At 71.2% G+C, this 19,019-nt stretch carries 19 protein-coding genes; 11 read left to right on the top strand and 8 right to left on the bottom strand.

What is annotated here, in order from left to right; translation table 11 throughout:
* Positions 1-1,164 (top strand): FAD-dependent oxidoreductase, encoded by a 1,164-nt coding sequence (locus PZ894_RS03925; protein ID WP_275742684.1) that lies wholly within the window; start codon positions 1-3, stop codon positions 1,162-1,164.
* Here PZ894_RS03925 and PZ894_RS03920 read toward each other — a convergent pair.
* A complete protein-coding gene (locus tag PZ894_RS03920) occupies positions 1,157-1,390 on the bottom strand; it encodes a sulfurtransferase TusA family protein (RefSeq protein ID WP_275742682.1) in 234 nt (77 codons plus the stop codon). The two genes, PZ894_RS03925 and PZ894_RS03920, sit on opposite strands and share 8 nt — an antisense overlap.
* Positions 1,391-2,473, bottom strand: coding sequence for an aminotransferase class V-fold PLP-dependent enzyme (locus PZ894_RS03915; protein WP_275742680.1), 1,083 nt, complete (start codon positions 2,471-2,473; stop codon positions 1,391-1,393). It lies immediately after the preceding gene.
* A gap of 246 nt (positions 2,474-2,719) precedes the next feature.
* Between PZ894_RS03915 and coxB the strand changes: the two genes are divergently transcribed.
* The 5 genes from coxB (at position 2,720) to PZ894_RS03890 (ending at position 8,055) form a co-directional block, all read left to right on the top strand.
* Positions 2,720-3,511, top strand: a complete 792-nt coding sequence (gene coxB, locus PZ894_RS03910) for a cytochrome c oxidase subunit II (RefSeq protein WP_275742678.1) — start codon at positions 2,720-2,722, stop codon at positions 3,509-3,511.
* On the top strand, positions 3,508-5,262 hold the full coding sequence (gene ctaD, locus PZ894_RS03905) for a cytochrome c oxidase subunit I (protein WP_275742676.1): 1,755 nt from the start codon (positions 3,508-3,510) through the stop codon (positions 5,260-5,262). Before coxB ends, ctaD begins: the two co-directional genes overlap by 4 nt.
* Positions 5,262-5,660: a cytochrome c oxidase subunit 4 gene (locus PZ894_RS03900; protein WP_275742674.1), complete on the top strand. Its 399-nt coding sequence runs from the start codon at positions 5,262-5,264 to the stop codon at positions 5,658-5,660. Before ctaD ends, PZ894_RS03900 begins: the two co-directional genes overlap by 1 nt.
* 122 nt (positions 5,661-5,782) lie before the next feature.
* The gene (locus PZ894_RS03895; protein WP_275742673.1) at positions 5,783-6,994 is read left to right on the top strand and encodes an Ig-like domain-containing protein; all 1,212 of its coding nucleotides are present in this window, start codon (positions 5,783-5,785) and stop codon (positions 6,992-6,994) included.
* 128 nt (positions 6,995-7,122) lie between these two features.
* Positions 7,123-8,055: a hypothetical protein gene (locus tag PZ894_RS03890; protein ID WP_275742672.1), complete on the top strand. Its 933-nt coding sequence runs from the start codon at positions 7,123-7,125 to the stop codon at positions 8,053-8,055.
* Between the two features lie 42 nt (positions 8,056-8,097).
* Here PZ894_RS03890 and PZ894_RS03885 read toward each other — a convergent pair whose 3' ends face one another.
* The 4 genes from PZ894_RS03885 to PZ894_RS03870 form a co-directional block, all read right to left on the bottom strand.
* The gene (locus tag PZ894_RS03885) at positions 8,098-9,843 is read right to left on the bottom strand and encodes a cytochrome bc complex cytochrome b subunit (protein WP_275742671.1); all 1,746 of its coding nucleotides are present in this window, start codon (positions 9,841-9,843) and stop codon (positions 8,098-8,100) included.
* Positions 9,844-9,845: 2 nt separating this feature from the next.
* Entirely contained in the window at positions 9,846-10,925 is a 1,080-nt protein-coding gene (locus tag PZ894_RS03880; RefSeq protein ID WP_275742669.1) for a Rieske 2Fe-2S domain-containing protein, read from the bottom strand.
* Between the two features lie 67 nt (positions 10,926-10,992).
* Positions 10,993-11,859 carry a cytochrome c gene (locus PZ894_RS03875; protein ID WP_275743017.1) on the bottom strand — a complete coding sequence of 289 codons (867 nt, stop codon included), beginning with the start codon at positions 11,857-11,859 and terminating at the stop codon, positions 10,993-10,995.
* 42 nt (positions 11,860-11,901) lie between these two features.
* Positions 11,902-12,549: a heme-copper oxidase subunit III gene (locus PZ894_RS03870; RefSeq protein WP_275742667.1), complete on the bottom strand. Its 648-nt coding sequence runs from the start codon at positions 12,547-12,549 to the stop codon at positions 11,902-11,904.
* 65 nt (positions 12,550-12,614) lie between these two features.
* On the opposite strand from PZ894_RS03870, the gene PZ894_RS03865 reads away from it, so the two are divergent.
* The 3 genes from PZ894_RS03865 to trpD are packed head-to-tail and all read left to right on the top strand — an operon-like array spanning position 12,615 to position 15,037.
* Complete coding sequence (locus PZ894_RS03865) at positions 12,615-13,568, top strand: cytochrome c oxidase assembly protein (RefSeq protein ID WP_275742665.1); 954 nt, start codon at positions 12,615-12,617, stop codon at positions 13,566-13,568.
* Between the two features lie 10 nt (positions 13,569-13,578).
* A complete protein-coding gene (locus tag PZ894_RS03860) occupies positions 13,579-13,995 on the top strand; it encodes a hypothetical protein (RefSeq protein ID WP_275742663.1) in 417 nt (138 codons plus the stop codon).
* A 7-nt stretch (positions 13,996-14,002) separates the two neighbouring features.
* Positions 14,003-15,037: an anthranilate phosphoribosyltransferase gene (gene trpD, locus PZ894_RS03855; protein ID WP_275742661.1), complete on the top strand. Its 1,035-nt coding sequence runs from the start codon at positions 14,003-14,005 to the stop codon at positions 15,035-15,037.
* Between the two features lie 109 nt (positions 15,038-15,146).
* Here the strand turns inward: trpD and PZ894_RS03850 are convergent, their stop codons facing one another.
* Both PZ894_RS03850 and PZ894_RS03845 read right to left on the bottom strand, forming a co-directional pair.
* Positions 15,147-15,425, bottom strand: a complete 279-nt coding sequence (locus PZ894_RS03850; RefSeq protein ID WP_275742659.1) for an Lrp/AsnC ligand binding domain-containing protein — start codon at positions 15,423-15,425, stop codon at positions 15,147-15,149.
* A 29-nt stretch (positions 15,426-15,454) separates the two neighbouring features.
* Positions 15,455-17,263: a DEDD exonuclease domain-containing protein gene (locus PZ894_RS03845; RefSeq protein WP_275742657.1), complete on the bottom strand. Its 1,809-nt coding sequence runs from the start codon at positions 17,261-17,263 to the stop codon at positions 15,455-15,457.
* A gap of 108 nt (positions 17,264-17,371) precedes the next feature.
* On the opposite strand from PZ894_RS03845, the gene PZ894_RS03840 reads away from it, so the two are divergent.
* Entirely contained in the window at positions 17,372-17,635 is a 264-nt protein-coding gene (locus PZ894_RS03840) for a hypothetical protein (protein ID WP_275742655.1), read from the top strand.
* A 10-nt stretch (positions 17,636-17,645) separates the two neighbouring features.
* Positions 17,646-18,917: an NYN domain-containing protein gene (locus PZ894_RS03835; RefSeq protein ID WP_275742653.1), complete on the top strand. Its 1,272-nt coding sequence runs from the start codon at positions 17,646-17,648 to the stop codon at positions 18,915-18,917.
* Positions 18,918-19,019: the final 102 nt, after the last annotated feature.

Here is a 19,019-nt window from a genome sequence, read left to right as displayed (position 1 = left end):
ATGAGCATGCTCGTCGTCGGAGCCGGACTGGCCGGCAACGCCGCCGTGGAGGAGCTGCGCGCCCAGGGGTACGACGGCCACGTCGTGCTGATCGGCGCCGAGCAGCACCTGCCCTACGACCGGCCGCCCCTGTCGAAGGACGTGCTGCTGGGCGACAAGGACGTCGCGGCGACCGGCCTGCACGACGCGGGCTGGTACGCCGAGCGCGACATCGACGTGCGCACCGGCACCGAGGTCAGCCGGGTCGACCCCGTCCGGCGCGTGGTGGTGACGCCCTCCGGTGAGCTCGGCTTCGAGAAGCTGCTGCTCGCCACCGGCTCCGAGCCGCGTCGCCTCCCGGTGGAGGGTGCGCCGGCGGCGTACCTGCGCACCCGCGACGACTCCGCCGCGCTGCGCGCGGCGCTGCTCGAGCAACCCCGGCTGACCATCGTCGGCGGCGGCTGGATCGGGCTCGAGGTCGCGGCCGCGGCCCGCCACGCCGGGTGCGCGGTGACGCTGGTCGAGCCGCAGGCGCGACCACTGCTCGGCGTGCTGGGGAAGCGGATGGGTTCCGCGTTCGCCGACCTGCACCGCGAGCACGGGGTCGACCTGCGGCTGGGCACGACGTTCGAGGGCGCCAGCCCGGTGCCGGCCGATCTCGTGCTGGTCGCGGTCGGCGCGGCGCCACGGCTGGGCCTCGCCGAGAGCGCGGGACTCGACGTCGACGGCGGGGTGCTCGTCGACGCGACCCTGCGCACCTCGCACCCCGACGTCTACGCCGCCGGCGACATCGCGGCCCACGACCACCCGACCCTCGGCAGGCTCCGGGTCGAGCACTGGGACAACGCGATCGAGCAGGGCCGCGCCGCCGCCCGCAACATGCTCGGCGCGGACACGCCGTACGAGCGCTCGCCCTACTTCTTCACCGACCAGTACGACCTGGGGGTGGAGTACGTCGGGCGGGTGCCCCGCGAGCACCTCGACCGGGTCGTGGTGCGCGGCGACCTGGCGGGTCGGCGGGCGGTCGTGCTCTGGCACGACGCGGGCCGCGTGCTCGGCGGGATGCACCTCAACGAGTGGGACAGCACCGACCACCTGCGCGCCCTGGTCGGCCGGACCGTCGACGTGGCTCGCCTGGAGGACACCGGTGTCGACATCGCCGACCTCGCCGCCTCGCTCAGCTGAGGCGGCGTACGACGTAGCGCGGGACGCCGTCGGGAGCGGAGTCCTCGCCGACGTACTCCTGGCCGCGCATGCGGCACCAGGCCGGCACGTCGGTGCGGGCGGCCACGTCGGTGGCGACGACACCGATCAGCCCGCCGATCGGCACCTCGGCGTACCTCGTGCCGAGGCGGATGACCGGCTGCGGGCAGATCATCCCGCGGCAGTCGAGCTCGAGGTGGACGTCCATCTAGAGACCCGCCTCGGCGCGGAGGTCGCGCACCACCTCGGGCAGCGCGGCGAGGAAGCCGTCGACGTCCTCGCCGGTGGTGTCGCGGGTGAGCGAGACGCGCACGTTGCCGTGGGTGAGCACGCCCATCGCCTCGAGCACCCGGCTCGGGGTGAGCGTCGAGGCGGTGCAGGCCGAGCCGCTGGCGACGCCGTACCCGCGCTTGTCGAGCTCGGTGACCAGGGCCTCGCCGTCGACGTAGAGGCACGAGAACGTCACGAGGTGGGGCAGCCGGTCGACGGGGTCGCCGGCCACCTCGACGTCGGGGATGCGTGCGACAGCGGCGCGGATCCGGTCGACGAGCGCGAACTGGCGGGTGTTGACCCGGTCTCGCTCCTCGACGACGGCGCGCAGCGCGGCGGCCGCGGCGAGGGCGGCCGGGACGTTCTCGAAGCCGCCGGCCCGCTCGTCGACGCGGTCGTCCCCGGGGAACGGGTTGGCCCAGCGGGCGCCCTTGCGCACGACGAGGACGCCGACGCCGGCGGGGCCGCCCCACTTGTGTGCGGAGCCCGCGAGCGCGTCCCAGCGGTCCGGCAGCGGGAGTCGACCCATCGACGCGCAGGCGTCGACGAAGAGGGGCGCGGCGGAGTCGAGCCCGGTGAGGCGCTGCAGCGTGCCGACCTCGTGGTTGGCGCTCTGGACGGCGACGACACCCGCGTCCGCGGGCACTGCCGGGTGGACCCGCCCGAGGCGGTCGACGGGGAGCTCGCGGGCCGCACCGGCCCACGTCGCGGCGTGGACCACGGACGAGTGCTCGACCGCCCCGTGCACGACGGCTCCGGCACGACGACGCAGCCCCAGGACCCCGCGGTGCACCGCGTCGGTGCCGGAGGGCGTGAACGTGACCTCGTCGGGTCGGACCTCGAGGCACTCGGCGACGACGGCGCGCGCGTTGTCCAGCAGCAGCCGGGCGTCACGACCCGCGCCGTGCAGGCGGCGCGGGTCGGCGTACCCCCGGTCGTAGGCGGCCAGCAGGGTCTCGCGAGCGGCCGGGTGCAACGGCTCCGAGGACGCCGAGTCGAGGTACGCCGCGGCTTTTCTCACACTCCCCAACTTATTGCACTGTCTACCGGTACCCCACCGGCTCAATAGGGGGGCGATTCCGATAGTGTGCGACGTATCCGTGATCGATGAGAGAGAGGCTCGTTCGTGGGTCTGCAACTCCCCAGGCGTTCGGCCGGGAAGCCGGTGACCGCCCGTCGCGTGGCCGCCCTGACGGCTGTCGGTTTCACCGCTCTGGCTCTGGGCGGCTGCTCGTCCGAGGCCCGGGGCGAGTGGGAGCGGTTCGCGATGCCGGAATCCGCCTCCGTGCAGGGTGATCGCATCCTCAACCTGTGGCAGGGCGCGTGGATCGCGGCGTTGATCACCGGTGCGGTCGTGTGGGGCCTGATCTTCTACGCGATCATCAAGTACCGCCGGCGCAGCGCCGACGAGATCCCGGTGCAGACCCGCTACAACCTGCCGCTCGAGATCCTCTACACGATCGCCCCCGTCATCATGGTGATCGTCTTCTTCGCCCACACCGTGAAAACCCAGAACTTCGTCCTCGACGAGGACCGCCCGGTCGACAACACCATCGAGGTCGTCGGCCAGCAGTGGACCTGGACCTTCAACTACGGCATCGGCGAGATGGACGACAGCGCCAACGACGACGCGGCCGACGACCGGTTCGCGTACTCGTCGTACGCCCACGTCTCCGGCACCGGGTCGCAGATCCCGACGCTCGTGCTGCCGGTCGACCAGACCACGCGCTTCAACCTGCACTCGCCCGACGTGATCCACGACTTCGGCGTCCCCGCCTTCCTGATGAAGATGGACGTCATCCCGGGGCGGGTCAACCACTACTCGATCACCCCGACCGAGACCGGCGAGTTCGCCGGGAAGTGCTACGAGCTCTGTGGTGCCTACCACTCGCGGATGCTCTTCAACGTCCGGGTCGTGAGCCAGGAGGAGTACGACACCTTCGTGCAGCACCTCGCTGACGCCGGCGCGACCTCGGAGCTGCCGCTGCTCGGCGGCGACTTTGCCCGCACCCAGACCGGACTCGAGTCCGGCGACGAGTCCGAGGAGGGGGCGGAGTGACCGCCACGTCCGCACAGCCCACCGGTGCCATCGCGGCACCTCGCCGCTCGCTCGGTGAGCAGGTCGTCCGCATCCTCACGACGACCGACCACAAGCTGATCGGCAAGCTCTACCTCGGCACGTCGTTCGCGTGGTTCCTGGTCGGTGGCCTGATGGCGATGCTGATCCGCTCGGAGCTCGCCTACCCGGGCATGCAGGTCGTCAACGACGAGCTCTACAACCAGCTCTTCACGATGCACGGCACGATCATGCTGCTGCTCTTCGCGACGCCGCTCTTCTTCGGGTTCGGCAACGTGATCATGCCGCTGCAGATCGGCTCGCCCGACGTGGCGTTCCCGCGCCTGAACATGTTCAGCTACTGGCTGTTCCTCTTCGGCGGCCTCATCGCCGCCTCCGGCTTCCTCACCCCGCAGGGCGCCGCCGACTTCGGCTGGTTCGCCTACACGCCGCTCTCCGACGCCGTCCGCTCGCCGGGCGTCGGCGGCGACCTCTGGATCATGGGCCTGTGGATGGCCGGTCTCGGCACCATCCTGGGCGCGGTCAACTTCATCACCACGATCATCTGCATGCGCGCGCCCGGCATGACGATGTTCCGGATGCCGATCTTCGTCTGGAACACGCTCGTCACCAGCCTGCTGGTGCTGATCGCGTTCCCGGTGCTCGCCGGTGCGCTGCTCTCGCTGGAGGCCGACCGTCAGCTCGGCGCCCACGTCTTCGACACCGCCCACGGCGGCGCGATCCTGTGGCAGCACCTCTTCTGGTTCTTCGGGCACCCCGAGGTCTACATCATCGCCCTGCCGTTCTTCGGCATCGTCACCGAGATCCTGCCGGTCTTCAGCCGCAAGCCGGTCTTCGGCTACATCGGCCTGGTCGGCGCGACGCTCGGCATCGCGATCCTCTCCGTCGCCGTGTGGGCGCACCACATGTTCGTCACCGGTGCCGTGGACCTGCCGTTCTTCTCCGGCATGACCTTCCTGATCGCCGTACCGACAGGGGTGAAGTTCTTCAACTGGATCGGCACGATGTGGGGGGGCAGTCTGTCCTTCGACACCCCCATGCTGTGGTCGGTCGGCTTCCTCACCACCTTCCTCTTCGGTGGCCTGACCGGCATCATCCTGGCCAGCCCGCCGCTGGACTTCCACGTCTCAGACTCCTACTTCGTGGTCGCGCACTTCCACTACGTCGTCTTCGGGACTGTCGTGTTCGCGATGTTCGCGGGCTTCTACTTCTGGTGGCCGAAGATGACGGGCCGGATGCTCGACGAGCGGCTCGGCAAGCTGCACTTCTGGCTGCTGTTCGTCGGCTTCCACGGGACGTTCCTGATCCAGCACTGGATCGGCGTGGAGGGAATGCCGCGGCGCTACGCCGACTACCTGCCCGCCGACGACTGGACGGGCATGAACCAGGTCTCGACGATCTTCGCGTTCCTGCTGGGCGCCTCCACGCTGCCGTTCCTCTACAACGTCTACGTCTCGCGCCGGGCCCCGCTGGTCCAGGTCGACGACCCGTGGGGCTGGGGCCGGTCGCTGGAGTGGGCGACCAGCTGCCCGCCGCCGCGGCACAACTTCGTGACCATCCCGCGGATCCGCTCGGAGTCCCCGGCCTTCGACCTGCACCACCCGGAGGTGGCCGCGATCGAGCTCGAGGACAACGAGCTCGCGCGGGTCGGCGGCCCCGCGGACGCCCCCGACATGGAGGGTCGCGAGGAGATGCTGCGTGACCGCAACGACAACCCGGAGGGCAACGCCTGATGAAGTCCGAGGCCTGGATCTTCGCGATCGTCACGATCTTCTTCGTGCTGGTGAGCCCGGCGTACTGGTTCATCACCGGTGACTGGACGGGCACCTCCGCCTTGACCATGACCACCCTGCTCGCGGCGATGGTCACGGTCTACCTCGGCTTCCACGCCAAGAACATGGATCCGCGGCCCGAGGACCGCAAGGACGGCGAGATCGCCGACGGCGCGGGTGAGCTCGGCTTCTTCCCGCCGTACTCGTGGTGGCCGCTGTGGTGCGCGCTGACGCTCGGCGTGTGCGTCTTCGGCGTCGCCGCGGGGGCCTGGTGGCTGTTCATCATCGGCGTGGTCATCGGCGCGCTGGCGCTGTCCGGTTGGATCTTCGAGTACTACCGGGGTGTCCACGCCCACTGAGGCGGGCCGACCGGCGGCGTCGACCTGACGGCGCCGACCTGGCGTCGCGCCGAATCGGCCTGCGTGGTCCCGGCAGTTACGCTGGGCGACGTACGTAGACCACCAGCTCTTCGGGGGAGTCCATGTCCGTGAGTCGCACGCGCCTGTCCGGCGCGGTTGCGGTCCTGCTGGTCGCGAGTGCGGGGCTGTCGGCCTGCAACGCCGACGACGTGCCCGGCGCGTCGGCGGTGACCAGCGACGACGGCTCGTCGTCGGCGGAGCCGACGCCCGAGGCCGCGCCGTTCACCATCTCGGCCAACGTGCGGCGCGGCGCGACCGACGTCCCGGTCGACACCTCGCTCTCGGTGACCGCCTCCGGCGGCACGATCAGCTCGGTCTCGGCGTCCTCGTCGGCGGGCGACATCCCCGGTGACGTGGCGGCGGACGGCACGTCCTGGCAGGCCTCCGGGCTGCTCGAGCCCGGCGCGACGTACGTCGTGAAGGCGACCGGTCAGACCGAGGCCGGCGACCGCGCCACCCGCAAGCTGCGCTTCACCACGCAGGACCTCACGCTCGACGAGCAGACCTACGCCTCGCTCGCCCCGCTCGACGGCGAGACCGTCGGCGTGGGCATGCCCGTGATCGTCAGCTTCGACGTCCCGGTCAAGGACAAGGCGGCCTTCGAGAAGCACATGGACGTGACGTCCACCCCGACCCAGCCGGGCGCGTGGCACTGGCTCAGCGACAACGAGGCACACTGGCGGCCGAAGAAGTACTGGCAGGCCGGCACCGACGTGCACGTCGACATCGACGTCAACAGCATCCCGGCCGGCAACGGCGTCTACGGTCAGGAGAGCCGCGAGCTCGACTTCCACGTCGGCGACGCGCACATCTCCCGGGTCGACATGCAGACCCACCAGATGAAGGTCTTCAGCAACGGCAAGCTGCTGCGCACGATCCCGATCACCACCGGCAAGCAGCCGGCGTTCACGACCCGCTCGGGCGTGAAGGTCATCATCGAGAAGTTCGAGTCCAAGGACATGAACTCCGAGACCGTCGGCATCACCGGCGCCGAGGCCTACAACATCGCCGGCGTGAAGTGGGCGATGCGACTCACCTACTCGGGCGAGTTCATCCACGCCGCTCCGTGGTCGGTCGGCTCCCAGGGCTACGCGAACGTCTCCCACGGCTGCACCGGGATGAGCACCGAGAACGCCGGCTGGCTCTACGCCATGTCCCGCCGCGGCGACGTCGTCGAGTACACCGGCAGCAGCCGCCCGATGACCCTCGACAACGGCTACGGCGACTGGAACGCCTCCTTCAAGGACTACAAGCAGGGCTCCGCGCTCGCCTGACCCCGACCCGCCCGAAACTTCACGCTGACCCGCCCGAAAGTTTCGGGCGGGTCAGCGTCTTTCCACAGGTACGTCGGGCCTAGGTGGCGACCGGGGGGCGGCGGGGCAGACACCGTGGCATGCCCCTGATGCCCCCACTGGACGATCGCGAGCACGACGTGTTGCAGGCGCTGCTGGCGAGACCGGGTCCGTTCGTCACCCAGGACGCCCTCGAGGCCGGCGCGTCGTACACGTGGCTGCGCCGATGGTGTGAGCTGGGGCTGCTGTGCCGTCCGGTGCGAGGCGTGTACCACTCCCCGTGCCTCACCGACGACCTCATGCTGCGGATCGGCGTCCTCCGGCTGGTCGTTCCCGACGAGTGCGTCGTCACTGACCGGACCGCGGGATGGCTCTGGGGCGCGGAGATGGTCCTCGCGCCGGGTGACCACGTGGTGACGCCGGCGGTGAGCGTCTTCTCCCCGCCGGGACACCGCCTGCGCAACGGCCTCGTGGACAGTGGCGAGCGCCGGCTGCGGCCTCAGGACGTGGTCGAGCTCGACGGTCTGCGCGTGACCGTGCCGCTCCGCACCGCGTGCGACCTCGGGCGGCTCCTGCATCGAGACCAGGCGTTCGCAGCGCTGGACAGCCTGGCGCGCCTGGGTCGCTTCACGCTCGACGAGCTGTCGCTGTCCGTGCAGCGCTACCGCGGCTATCGCGGAGTGGTGCAGCTGCGCACGCTCGTGCCGTTCGTGGACGCCGGCGCCCAGTCGCCGGGGGAGAGCATCCTGCGCCTGCGCTGGCTGGACACGGGGTTGCCGCGGCCGAGCTGCCAGGTGCCGGTGCCGTCGCCGTACGGCGGAAGCTACGCGATCGACATCGGAACGGCGGGTGAGAGGTTCGGCGCCGAGTACGACGGTGAGGAGTTCCACGGCGAGGACCGCGCCGCGCACGACGCCGACCGTCGCGCCTGGGCGCGGGACGAGTACGGCTGGACGCTCGTGGTGGCGCGGCGGGGCAACGTGTTCGGCCGCGCGCGGGACATCGAGACCCGACTCCGCCAGGCGTGGGAAGGCCGCAAATGAGGCTGACCCGCCCGAAAGTTTCGGGCGGGTCAGCGTGGACGGTCAGTGGCGCAGGGATTCGTCGTCGACGAGGTGGTGGCCGTCGAACTGGTGGCCGTCGGCGGCGTGCCCCTCCATCGACTCCTGGAGCTCGTGCTCGTGCTCGGCGTGGTGGTGGCCGTGATCGAGCTCGTCGCGGGTCGGCTTCTGCACGTTGTCGGAGTACCACATCGTGCGGATGCGGTGCCGGAGCGCCGCGAGACGACCCTGGCCGGGAGCCGGTACGCCGTTGGCGTCCGAGCCGGCCTCGACACCGTTGACCACCGGGTCGCGGTCGCGAGCGGTGAGCGCGTAGGCCCGGGACTCCGGCAGCGGCAGGTGCCGCTCGGAGTAGCCGCCCTCGGGGGAGCGCATGATGATGCCGGTCTCGTAGCCGTGGAGCACGGTCTCGTTGTCCTTGCGCTGCAGCGAGATGCACCAGCGGCGGGTGATGATGAACGCGATCACCGGACCGATGAACACCGCGCCGCGCAGGAAGTACGTGATCTGGTTGATCGACGCGTGCAGCTTGATCGCGATGATGTCGTTGCCGCCGGCCGCCCAGAAGAGGCCGTACATCGTCATCAGCGCGACCATGAGTGCCGTCCGGGTCGGCGCGTTGCGCGGACGCTGGAGCAGGTGGTGCTCACGCTTGTCGCCGGTGATCCAGGACTCCAGGAACGGCAGCAGCAAGAGGATCGTGAACATCAGCATCGGCAGCACGAGGATCGGGAGCATGACGTTCCAGGAGATCGTGATGCCCCAGATGTGGGTCTCGATGCCGGGCATGATGCGCAGCGCGCCGTCCGGCCAGCCCATGTACCAGTCCGGCTGCGAGCCGGCGGTCACCTTGGACGGATCGTAGGGGCCGTACTTCCACACCGGGTTGATCGACAGCAGGCCGCCGAGGAGCGCGGTGACGCCGAAGACGATGAAGAAGAAGCCGCCGGCCTTCGCGGCGTACACCGGGAGCATCGGGAAGCCCACGACGTTCTTCTCGGTGCGGCCGGGACCGGGCCACTGGGTGTGCTTGTGGTAGACGAGCAGCAGCATGTGGGCCGCGATCAGCGCGAGCAACAGGCCAGGGATCAGCAGCACGTGCACGACGTACAGGCGCGGGATGATCGACTCGCCGGGGAACTCGCCGCCGAAGAGCAGGAACGACATGTAGGTGCCGACGACGGGCGTGGCCTTGATGAAGCCGTCCGCGGCCCGGATGCCGGTGCCGGAGAGCAGGTCGTCGGGGAGCGAGTAGCCGGTGAAGCCCTCGAGCGTGCCCAGCAGGAGCAGCAGGCAGCCGATCACCCAGTTGAGCTCGCGCGGCTTGCGGTGCGCACCGGTGAAGAACACCCGGAGGAGGTGGATCATCATCGCCGCGATGAAGAGCATGGCGGCCCAGTGGTGCATCTGCCGCATCAGCAGGCCGCCGCGGACGTCGAACGAGATCCGCAGGCTCGAGGCGAACGCCTCCGACATGTGGATGCCGCGCAGCTGCTCGTAGCTGCCGTTGTACTGGACCTCGCCCATGCTCGGCGTGAACCACAGGGTCAGGAAGACGCCGGTGAGCAGCAGGACGACGAAGCTCCACAGCGCGATCTCGCCGAGCATGAAGGACCAGTGGTCCGGGAAGACCTTGCGGAGGTTCTTCTTGGCGAGGGTGGCCAGGCCGAGTCGCTCGTCCGCCCAGGTGGCGACCGCGCCGACGCGGTTGGGCTTGCTCGCCGTCGCGGCCGTCGTGCGGTTGCTGTCGGCGACCTTGCTGGTGTCCATGATCAGCCACGCTCCCAGTAGCTCGGTCCCACGGGTTCGGTGAAGTCGCTCTGTGCGATCAAGTATCCCTCGCCGTCGACGGCCAGCGGCAGCTGCGGCAGCGGACGGGCGGCCGGACCGAAGATCACCTTGGCCGAGTCGGCCAGGTCGAAGGTCGACTGGTGGCACGGGCAGAGCAGGTGGTGGGTGGTGCGCTCGTACAGCGAGATCGGACAGCCGACGTGCGTGCAGATCTTCGAGTAGCAGACGATGCCGTCGACCGACCAGTTCTCGCGGCCCGAGCCCGGGATGATCTCGTCGGGCTCCATCCGGACGAGCACCACCGCACCCTTGGACTTGCCGACCTGCAGCGCGACGCCCTCCAGCGGCTCACCGTCCTCGGGGCTCTTGAACAGACCCTCCGGCTCGGCGTTCACGAGGTCGCCGATCTGCAGGTCGCTCGGCTTGATGGGCGTGCCGACGACGTCGCGCACGACGCGCATGCCCTTGTCCCAGATGGTGTTCTCGAGACCCGAGCCGGGGAAGGGCGGGTTGTCGGTGACGTCGGCATTGGTCGGGCCGAGGTCCCACAGCGGGACGATCGCGGTGAGGCCGACCAGGCCCGCGGCGCCGAGCAGCGAGTTGCGCACCATCGGACGCCGACCGATGCCGGACTCGGCCAGGCCGGTGCTGAGCGCCTCGAGCGTCGCGGCCCGGTCCTCGTCGGAGGAGGAGGCCGGGTGCCGGTACTCGATGATCTCCTGATCGGACATCAGCTTGCGCGCCCACTGGATGACGCCGATGCCGATGAAGAGCAGCGCGCCGGCCAGGCTCAGGCCGAATGCCAGGTTCTGCGCGCCGAGGCCGGCGAAGGTGTCGTCCGCGTCGACCGTGAAGTAGGTGACGACGAAGAGCACGGTGCAGATCGCCGACAGCCCGAACAGCGTGGCGACCTGGCGCTCGGCCCGCTTCTCGGCCTTGGGGTCGACGTCGGTCGGCCGCCACTCGTGCTCGTGGAGACCGGGGTTGGCGTACAGGTCGTCGCGCTCGGGCAGGTTCTCGTCCGCCGGCTCGACGTGGCTGTCGCTCGTCGGGGAGCTCATTCGGGGCCCCCTCGGAAGTGTGAGCTGGAGGAGCGAAGCGGGGGAAGTGAGCACTTCCGAGGGGTGTTCACGCGTCCACCTTCTTCTTGTTCGAACGGGTCGTGTGGGCCGCGATCCACACGGCGAAGCCCACGCACAGGCCGATGCCACCCAGCCACGCCGCCATGCCCTCCGGCACCGGACCCAGGCCGCCGAGGCCGAAGCCGCCGTAGTCGGGCATCTCGCGCAGCGAGTAGAGGTAGGCGATGACGTCGCGCTTCTCGTCGGGCGAGAGGTTGCCGTTGCCGAAGTTCGGCATGTTCTGCGGGCCGGTGAGCAGCGCCTCGTAGATGTGCTTGGCGCTGGTCTCGTGCAGGGACGGGGCGTAGCCACCGCGCGGCATCGCCCCGCCGGAGCCCTCGAAGTTGTGGCAGGCCGTGCAGTTGGTGAGGAAGATCTGGCCGCCGCGCGAGATCGCGGCCTCGCGCTCCTCGTCGCTGAGGCCCTCGAGGCTGTAGTCGGACTCGTCCGGGATGGCCGGGCCGGGACCGAGGGAGCCGACGTACGCCGCGAGCGCGGCGATCTCCTCGTCGTCGAACGTCTCGGGCTTGGTGGGCACCTGCGCGCCGGGCTGGGCCATGGGCATGCGTCCGGTGCCGACCTGGAAGTCGACGGCCGCCTCGCCGACGCCGACCAGCGAGGGGCCGAGCTGGTTGCCGTTCTGGGTGCTCACGCCCTCGCCGTTCTGGCCGTGGCAGAAGGCGCAGCTCACGAGGAACAGGTCGCGGCCCTGAGCGACGAGCTCGTCGCTCGAGGCGGTCTCGTCGGCCTGGGCGGTGGTGTTGACGACGGCGGTGAAGAGGCCACCGGACAGCAGCAGGCCCGCGACGATGACGAGCAGGCCCGCCAGGGGGCCACGGCGGTGCCGCGAGAGTCGACCTGCGGATCGATTCAGGAGACGCACATCAAGTCCTTGCGTTGGTAGGTCTGCTCGGGGCTACTGGACGAGGTAGATGGTGGCGAAGAGCCCAATCCACACGACGTCGACGAAGTGCCAGTAGTAGGACACGACGATGGCGCTGACCGCCTGCTCGTGGGTGAACTTCCGCGCGACGAGGGTGCGGCCCAGCACGAAGAGGAACGCGATCAGCCCGCCGGTCACGTGGAGGCCGTGGAAGCCGGTGGTGAGGTAGAACATCGTGCCGTACGCCGAGTCCTGGATCGTCACGCCCTCGTGGACGAGCGCGGCGTACTCGGTGGCCTGGCCGCCGATGAAGATGGCGCCCATGACGTAGGTGAGGACGAACCACTCACGCAGGCCCCAGCCCTTCACGTTGAACACCGACCCGGTGCGGCCCACCTGACCGCGCTCGGCGGCGAACACGCCCAGCTGGCAGGTCAGGGACGACAGCACCAGGATCGTGGTGTTGACGGCGGCGAACGGCACGTTGAGCAGCTCGGTGTTCTGTGCCCACAGGTCGGGGCTCACCGCCCGGATCGTGAAGTAGGACGCGAACAGGGCCGCGAAGAACATCAGCTCGCTCGAGAGCCAGATGATCGTGCCCACCGAGACCATGCTCGGGCGGTCGTGGTGCCCGTGCAGACGGGAGGCCGGAATCGCTGTTGCTGTCGCCACGATCGTCATTATGTCGTGACCGCTCGGGGAGGGCACCCCGACCCCCTGCGTTTCGCCGTCATAAAGTTCACAACGTGCTCATCCCCGCCGTCGGGACCGTGCTGGACGCCGGTGCCGACCTTCCCCGCTTCACCTTCGGCACCGTCTTCACCGGGTGGTCGCTGCAGCCCGTCGCCTTCATCCTGACCGTCTGGATCGCCGGTCTGTACGTGTGGGGAGTCGTCGTGCTCCACCGCCGCGGGGACCGCTGGCCCGTTGGCCGGACCGTCGCCTTCGTGCCCGTCGGGATGGGCTTCTTCTACTTCGCCACCGCCTCCGGCCTCGGGACGTACGACGACACGCTGATCAGCGTGCACATGGTCCAGCACATGATCCTGTCGATGCTGGTGCCGATGGCCCTCGCGCTGGGCGCCCCGGTCACCCTGGCGCTCCGCACGCTGCCCCCGAGGCCGCGCCGGTGGCTCCTGGTCGTGCTGCACTCGCCGGTCGCGAAGGTGCTGTCGTTCCCGCCGCTGACGCTGCTGCTCTACATCACGTCGCCGTGGATGCTCTACTTCAGCGGCTGGTACCCCGCCACGCTGGAGTCGACGTTCCTGCACGAGACCATGCACCTGCACCTGGTGCTGGTCGGCTGCCTCTTCTTCTGGCCGATCGTCGGCGTCGACCCGGTGCCGGGCAAGGTCAGCTACCCGTTCCGGATGCTGCTGATCGTCCTCACGCTGCCCTTCCACGCCTTCCTCGGCATCACGATCATGCAGGAGCAGGAGGTCATCGGCGGCGACCACTACGCCGGCCTCCACGGGGGCCCGATGGGCTCCTGGCTGCCCGACCCGCTCGACGACCAGCATCTCGCCGGCGGCATCCTGTGGGGCTCCGGCGACCTGATCGCGCTCGTGCTCTTCGGGGTGCTCTTCACGCAGTGGGTCCGGCAGTCGTTGCAGGAGGCCGAGCGCGAGGACCGCCGCCTCGACCTGCTCGAGGCACGAGAACGCGCGGCCTCCGCCCGCGCCACCCCCGGGGACGAGTAGCATCCCGGGCGTGAGCGACTCGACCTCCCGGACCGCCCTGCGGGTGCTGGTCTACAGCGACGACGTGAACACCCGCCAGCAGGTGATCCTGGCGCTCGGCCGCCGGCCGCACCCGGACCTGCCCGAGCTCGAGTACGTCGAGGTCGCGACCGAGCCGGTCGTGATCCAGAACATGGACGCCGGCGGCATCGCCCTGGCGATCCTCGACGGCGAGGCCGTGCCCGCGGGCGGGATGGGCATCGCCAAGCAGCTCAAGGACGAGATCCATCAGTGCCCCCCGGTGCTGGTGCTCACCGGCCGCCCGCAGGACGCGTGGCTGGCCACCTGGTCGCGGGCCGAGGCCGCCGTACCGCACCCGCTGGACCCGATCCAGCTCGCGGAGACGGTGGTGTCGCTGCTGCGCTCGCGCGTGCCTGCCGCCACATGAGCAGCCGGTGATCGGGCACCAGTCCAGCTGGCCCGAGGTCCTCGGCACGCTGGTCGCCGGCACCGACCTCAGCGCGGAGCAGACCGCGTGGGCGATGCGCGAGATGCTCTCCGGTGAGGCCACGCCGGTGCAGGTCGCGGGCTTCGCGGTGGCGCTGCGGGCGAAGGGGGAGACGGCCGAGGAGGTGCTCGGGCTCGTCGAGGCGATGTACGCCGTCGCGACGCCGCTCAGCATCCCGGGTCGGCTGCTCGACGTCGTCGGCACCGGCGGGGACCGCTCGATGTCGGTCAACATCTCGACGATGGCGGCCGTCGTCGCCGCCGGGGCGGGCGCCCGTGTGGTCAAGCACGGCAACCGGTCGGCGTCCTCGCAGTCCGGCTCGGCCGACGTGCTCGAGCAGCTCGGCATCCGGCTCGACCTCGCGCCCGCGCGGGTCGCGGCGGTGGCCGAGGAGGCGGGCATCACCTTCTGCTTCGCCGCGACCTTCCACCCGGCCATGCGGCACGCCGCCGTGGCCAGGCGCGAGCTCGGCATCGGCACGACGTTCAACCTGCTCGGTCCACTGACCAACCCGGCCCGGGCGGGCGCCCAGGCGATCGGCTGCGCCGATGCGCGGCTCGCGCCCGTGATGGCGGGCGTGTTCGCCGGCCGGGGCGTCGACGCGTGGGTCTTCCGCGGCGACGACGGGCTCGACGAGCTCACCACCACGACGACCTCGCGGGTCTGGCGCGTGCGCGCCGGCGAGGTCACCGAGTCGGTGGTCGACCCGGCGGACTTCGGGATCCCGCGCGGCACCACCGAGGCGCTGCGTGGCGGCGACGCGGCTCACAACGCGGGCGTCGTGCGCCGCGTGCTCGAGGGCGAGCCCGGCGCCGTACGAGACGCCGTGCTGCTCAACGCCGGCGCGGCGCTCGCCGTCCACGACGAGCCCGGGGCCGAGCCGGCCGCGGCGCTCGCCGCCGGCATCGACAGGGCGCGGGCGGCGGTCGACTCCGGGGCGGCGAAGGCGACCCTGGACCGCTGGATCGCCGCGACCGCCTAACGGTCGAATCGGGACTTCTGGACAGTTGAATCCGGAGTTTCGGACGTCCGTCGCCGGGCCCGGTGTCCGAAACCCCCGACTCGAGTGTCAGGAAGTCCCGACTCAACCTTCAGTCGAGGCCGAGCGAGAACGCCGACTCCAGGTCGTGGCGCGAGTAGGTGCGGAACGCGATGTGCGTCTCGGTGGCGTTGACACCCGGCACCTTGTTGAGCCGGTCGGCGACCACCGAGGCGACGTCGTCGTGGTCGCGCACCCGCACGAGCGCGATCAGGTCGATCTGGCCGGTCACCGAGTAGACCTCGCTCACCCCGTCGAGCGCGGCGATGGCCTCCGCCACCTCCGGGATGCGGGCGACGTCGGCCTTCACGAAGACGATGGCGGTGATCACGGGACGGACACTACTCGGCCCGGCCTCGCTCACCGCGTCGGCTGGTGCACCGGCGTCAGCCCGCGACGGTCGGCGAACGGCACCAGCGACAGCCGGGACTGGTTGACCGCGTCGTGCACGGCGAGGTGGCGGGTCGCGCCGGCCACCGGGCAGGTCCACTCGCCGTCGACGTCGACCAGGCGGATGCCGGGCGACTCCAGCCAGCGCAGCACCTTCTCGGTCTCCTCGGCGGTGGCGGACGGCACCGGGCCAGGCCCGGGGCGGACCGTCTCGGCGGACTGCCGCAGCGTGGCGACGTAGGCGTGGGCGTCGGCACCCGACGGGATCACGCCGGCGGCCGCCAGCCGACCGCGGCGGACCACGTGGACCGCCCACCGGCCGTCGTCCTCGCGGCGCGCCGCGACCACCTCCGGGCACCGCGTAAGTGCGGCGAGCCGCTGCGTGCGGGCCGCCGCCCGCACGAAGGCCGCGAGCCGGTCGCGGTGCACGCCCGCCTCCTCGAACCTCTCGTCGCCGGCCAGCGCGGTCATCCGCGCGTTGATCGCCTCGACCACCTCGTCGGGTCGCCGGAGCAGCGAGTCGCGCAGCTGGCGCACCACCGCGGCGTACGCCGTCTCGTCGACGCTGCCGTCGCAGGGGGAGAGACACCGGCCCATCTCGGCCAGGACGCACGCTGACTTGGCCGCGGCCTTGGGCAGCCGGTCGGAGCACTGCCGGATCGGGAACGTGTCGTGGAGTGCCGCCAGGCACTTCTCCGCGGTCTTCTTCGACGAGAACGGCCCCAGGTAGTCGGCGTCGTCGTCGAGCACCCGGCGCACCAGGGAGAGTCGTGGCCACGGCTCGCGGGTCAGCTTGACGAAGTGGACCTTCTCCGGGAAGCGAGAGCGCCGGTTGTAGCGCGGCTTGTGCTCGGCGATCAGCCGCAGCTCACGGACCTCGGCCTCCAGCGCGGTTGCGCACTCGATGCCGTCGACCGCGCTCGCGATGCCGACCATCTCGCCCATCCGGGACCGCGTCTCGGACGCGGTGAAGTAGGAGCGCACCCGGGTGCGCAGGTCGCGGGACGTGCCGACGTAGAGCACCCGCGCCTGCTCGTCACGGAACAGGTAGACGCCCGGGGCGTGGGGGAGGGCCTCGGCCAGGTGACGCTTGCGGCGCTGGGCGCCGGTGACCCGCGACGAGAAGGTCTGGAGCTCCTCGAGCGTGTGCACGCCGAGCCCGCCCAGGCGCTCCATCAGCCCGTGCAGCACGTCGACCGTCGCGCGGGCGTCCTGGAGCGCGCGGTGGTTGGGCGTGGTCGCGGAGCCGAACGCCTTCGCCAGCGACGACAGCTTGCAGTTGGGCGCGTCGTCGCGCGTGATCACCCGCCGCGCCAGGCGCGCCGTGTCGAGGACCTCGAAGGTCGGCCACGGCCGGCCCTGCTGCTCGGCGAAGTAGCGGAGGAAGCCGACGTCGAACGGCGCGTTGTGCGCCACGAGCACGGAGCCGGTCGCGAACTCGAGGAACGCCGGGAGCGCGGACTCGATCGCCGGCGCGTCGGCCACCATGCCGTTGGTGATTCCGGTCAGCACCGCGATGAACGCCGGGATCTCGGTGCGGGGATCGACCAGCGTCTGGAACTCGCCGAGCACCTCGCCGCCGCGGACCTTGACCGCCCCGATCTCGGTGATCATCGCGCCGCCCTCGGCGGACCCTCCGGTGGTCTCGAGGTCGACGACGCAGAAGGTGATGTCACGGAGCGGACGGCCGAGCTCGTCGAAGCTGCGTTGGGGCTCCCAGCCCGCCCCGGGGCCCCGGGGCGCCGAGGGGGCCTCCGTGGTCCGCGGGGTGAGGTTCATGCTCGCGACGCTAGATGTGGCCACCGACAATCCGGCGGCGGCGCGCGGGGTGCCGCCGTAGGGTGGGGCCACCTTGGTCACCACGCTGGTCACAGGGCAGGAGGTGCGATGTCCGCGACGGTCCCCGACACCGGGCAGCGGTGGCGCTGCGGCGCCTGCGGCAACCTGACCCGCTTCGACGTGACCCGCACCCGGCGCACCACCGAGTTCTGGCACTTCGACCTCGCCGGAGACCACCGGGTCGAGGAGAGCGTCCTGCGGGCGGAGTCGGTCGAGCAGGTCACGTGCCGCTGGTGCGGGCGCTCCGACGCCGTCGAGGTCGTCACGCGGTACGACGCGGCGCCGCTCGAGACGCCCCTCGAGACGAGCTGACGGAGCCGTCGTGTCCGCCTCCGAGCCCCGCGCACTGGCCGGGCTTCCCGAGCCGGTCCGCACCCGCGTCGTCGCCCAGACGGCCGAGGTGCTGCCCGACGTGCCGTCGCTGCCCGCCGCCGTACGTCGCGTCGCCGCCTTCGCCCCGGCCCGGCGCGCCCGCCTCGGGGCGAGCGCCATCACCGACGCGCTCGCCGACGACGAGCTGAGGGAGCGCGTCGGCGTGCAGCTGGCGGCCCGGCCGGAGCCCGAGGACGGCGACGACGCCGCCGTGGCCGCCCGGGTCTGGCTGGTCCGGCCGGAGGGCTGGGAGCAGGTATTCGCCGGTCGGGTCGAGCGGATCGCGGCGCCGAGCCGCGAGGAGGAGGCTCGGGAGCGAGAGCTGACGCGGCTGCGTGGCCGGCTCGCCGACGCGGAGCGGACGGTCCGTGAGCTGCGCGAGGCGCAGCGGGCTCAGGCCGAGGAGCACAAGGCCGAGCACACCTCGCTGCGCCGCAAGGTCGGTGAGGCTCGCGCCGCGGAGCGGGAGGCCCGGGCGCTCGCCGAGTCCGCGACGCAGGAGCTCGACGCCGCGCGGGCCGAGGTCGAGGACCGGGTCGTGTCCCTGGAGAAGGAGAACCGCCGGCTCCGCGCCGAGGTCGAGCGTCGGGACGCCGAGGAGGCGCAGGCGCGCCGGGTCGCGCGCACCGAGCGCGACGAGGTGTCGCTGCGCGCGCGGCTGCTGCTGGACACCGTCACCGACGCCGCGGCCGGCCTGCGGCGCGAGCTGGCACTGCCCACGGTCGAGGGTGCGCCGGCCGACCGGGTCGAGGCCGAGGCCGCGGCGTCCGGCGCGCGTACGACGAGTGGGGCCGGCGCACTGGGTCCGGCCAGTCCGGCGCTCCTCGAGCAGCTGCTGGGGATGCCCCGGTCGCGACTGGTCGTCGACGGCTACAACGTGAGCAAGCGTGCCTGGCCGAGCTCCTCGCTCGAGGCACAGCGCAACCGGCTCGCGGGAGGGCTGGCCGCGCTGGTCGCGCGCACCGGTGCCGAGACCACGCTGGTGTTCGACGCGGCCGAGACCGACCACCGTCCACCGGTGGTCGCGCCGCGCGGCGTCCGGGTGCTCTACAGCCCGCGCGGGGTCATCGCCGACGACGTCGTGCGCGACCTGGTCGCCGTCGAGCCCTCCGGGCGCGTCGTCGTGGTCGTCACCGCCGACCGGGCGGTCGCCGACGACGTCGCCCGCGACGGTGCCCGCGTCGTCGACCCGGAGGCGCTGATCGCGCTCATGAGCCGCTGAGCGATCGACTGAGTTCCTAAGGGAAGTCAAGCGACCTCGGGGGTGGTTATCGTGGTGTTGGCGGGCCGGGATGTTGGAGCGCTCTGCGACTCCTGTGACTCC

This window comes from Nocardioides sp. YIM 152315 (genome assembly GCF_029210375.1).
GTDB lineage: Bacteria > Actinomycetota > Actinomycetes > Propionibacteriales > Nocardioidaceae > Nocardioides.
Note: the sequence above shows the minus strand (reverse complement) of the source record. Positions and strands in the feature narration are given on the sequence as shown.

Bases quoted from the DNA above. Each gene is read 5' to 3' on its own strand.
- PZ894_RS03925 (WP_275742684.1), top strand. From the start codon at position 1: ATGAGCATGCTCGTCGTCGGAGCCGGACTGGCCGGCAACGCCGCCGTG.
- PZ894_RS03920 (WP_275742682.1), bottom strand. From the start codon at position 1,390: ATGGACGTCCACCTCGAGCTCGACTGCCGCGGGATGATCTGCCCGCAG.
- coxB (WP_275742678.1), top strand. From the start codon at position 2,720: ATGCCGGAATCCGCCTCCGTGCAGGGTGATCGCATCCTCAACCTGTGG.
- PZ894_RS03900 (WP_275742674.1), top strand. From the start codon at position 5,262: ATGAAGTCCGAGGCCTGGATCTTCGCGATCGTCACGATCTTCTTCGTG.
- PZ894_RS03895 (WP_275742673.1), top strand. From the start codon at position 5,783: ATGTCCGTGAGTCGCACGCGCCTGTCCGGCGCGGTTGCGGTCCTGCTG.
- PZ894_RS03890 (WP_275742672.1), top strand. From the start codon at position 7,123: ATGCCCCCACTGGACGATCGCGAGCACGACGTGTTGCAGGCGCTGCTG.
- PZ894_RS03885 (WP_275742671.1), bottom strand. From the start codon at position 9,843: ATGGACACCAGCAAGGTCGCCGACAGCAACCGCACGACGGCCGCGACG.
- PZ894_RS03880 (WP_275742669.1), bottom strand. From the start codon at position 10,925: ATGAGCTCCCCGACGAGCGACAGCCACGTCGAGCCGGCGGACGAGAAC.
- PZ894_RS03870 (WP_275742667.1), bottom strand. From the start codon at position 12,549: ATGACGATCGTGGCGACAGCAACAGCGATTCCGGCCTCCCGTCTGCAC.
- PZ894_RS03845 (WP_275742657.1), bottom strand. From the start codon at position 17,263: ATGAACCTCACCCCGCGGACCACGGAGGCCCCCTCGGCGCCCCGGGGC.
- PZ894_RS03840 (WP_275742655.1), top strand. From the start codon at position 17,372: ATGTCCGCGACGGTCCCCGACACCGGGCAGCGGTGGCGCTGCGGCGCC.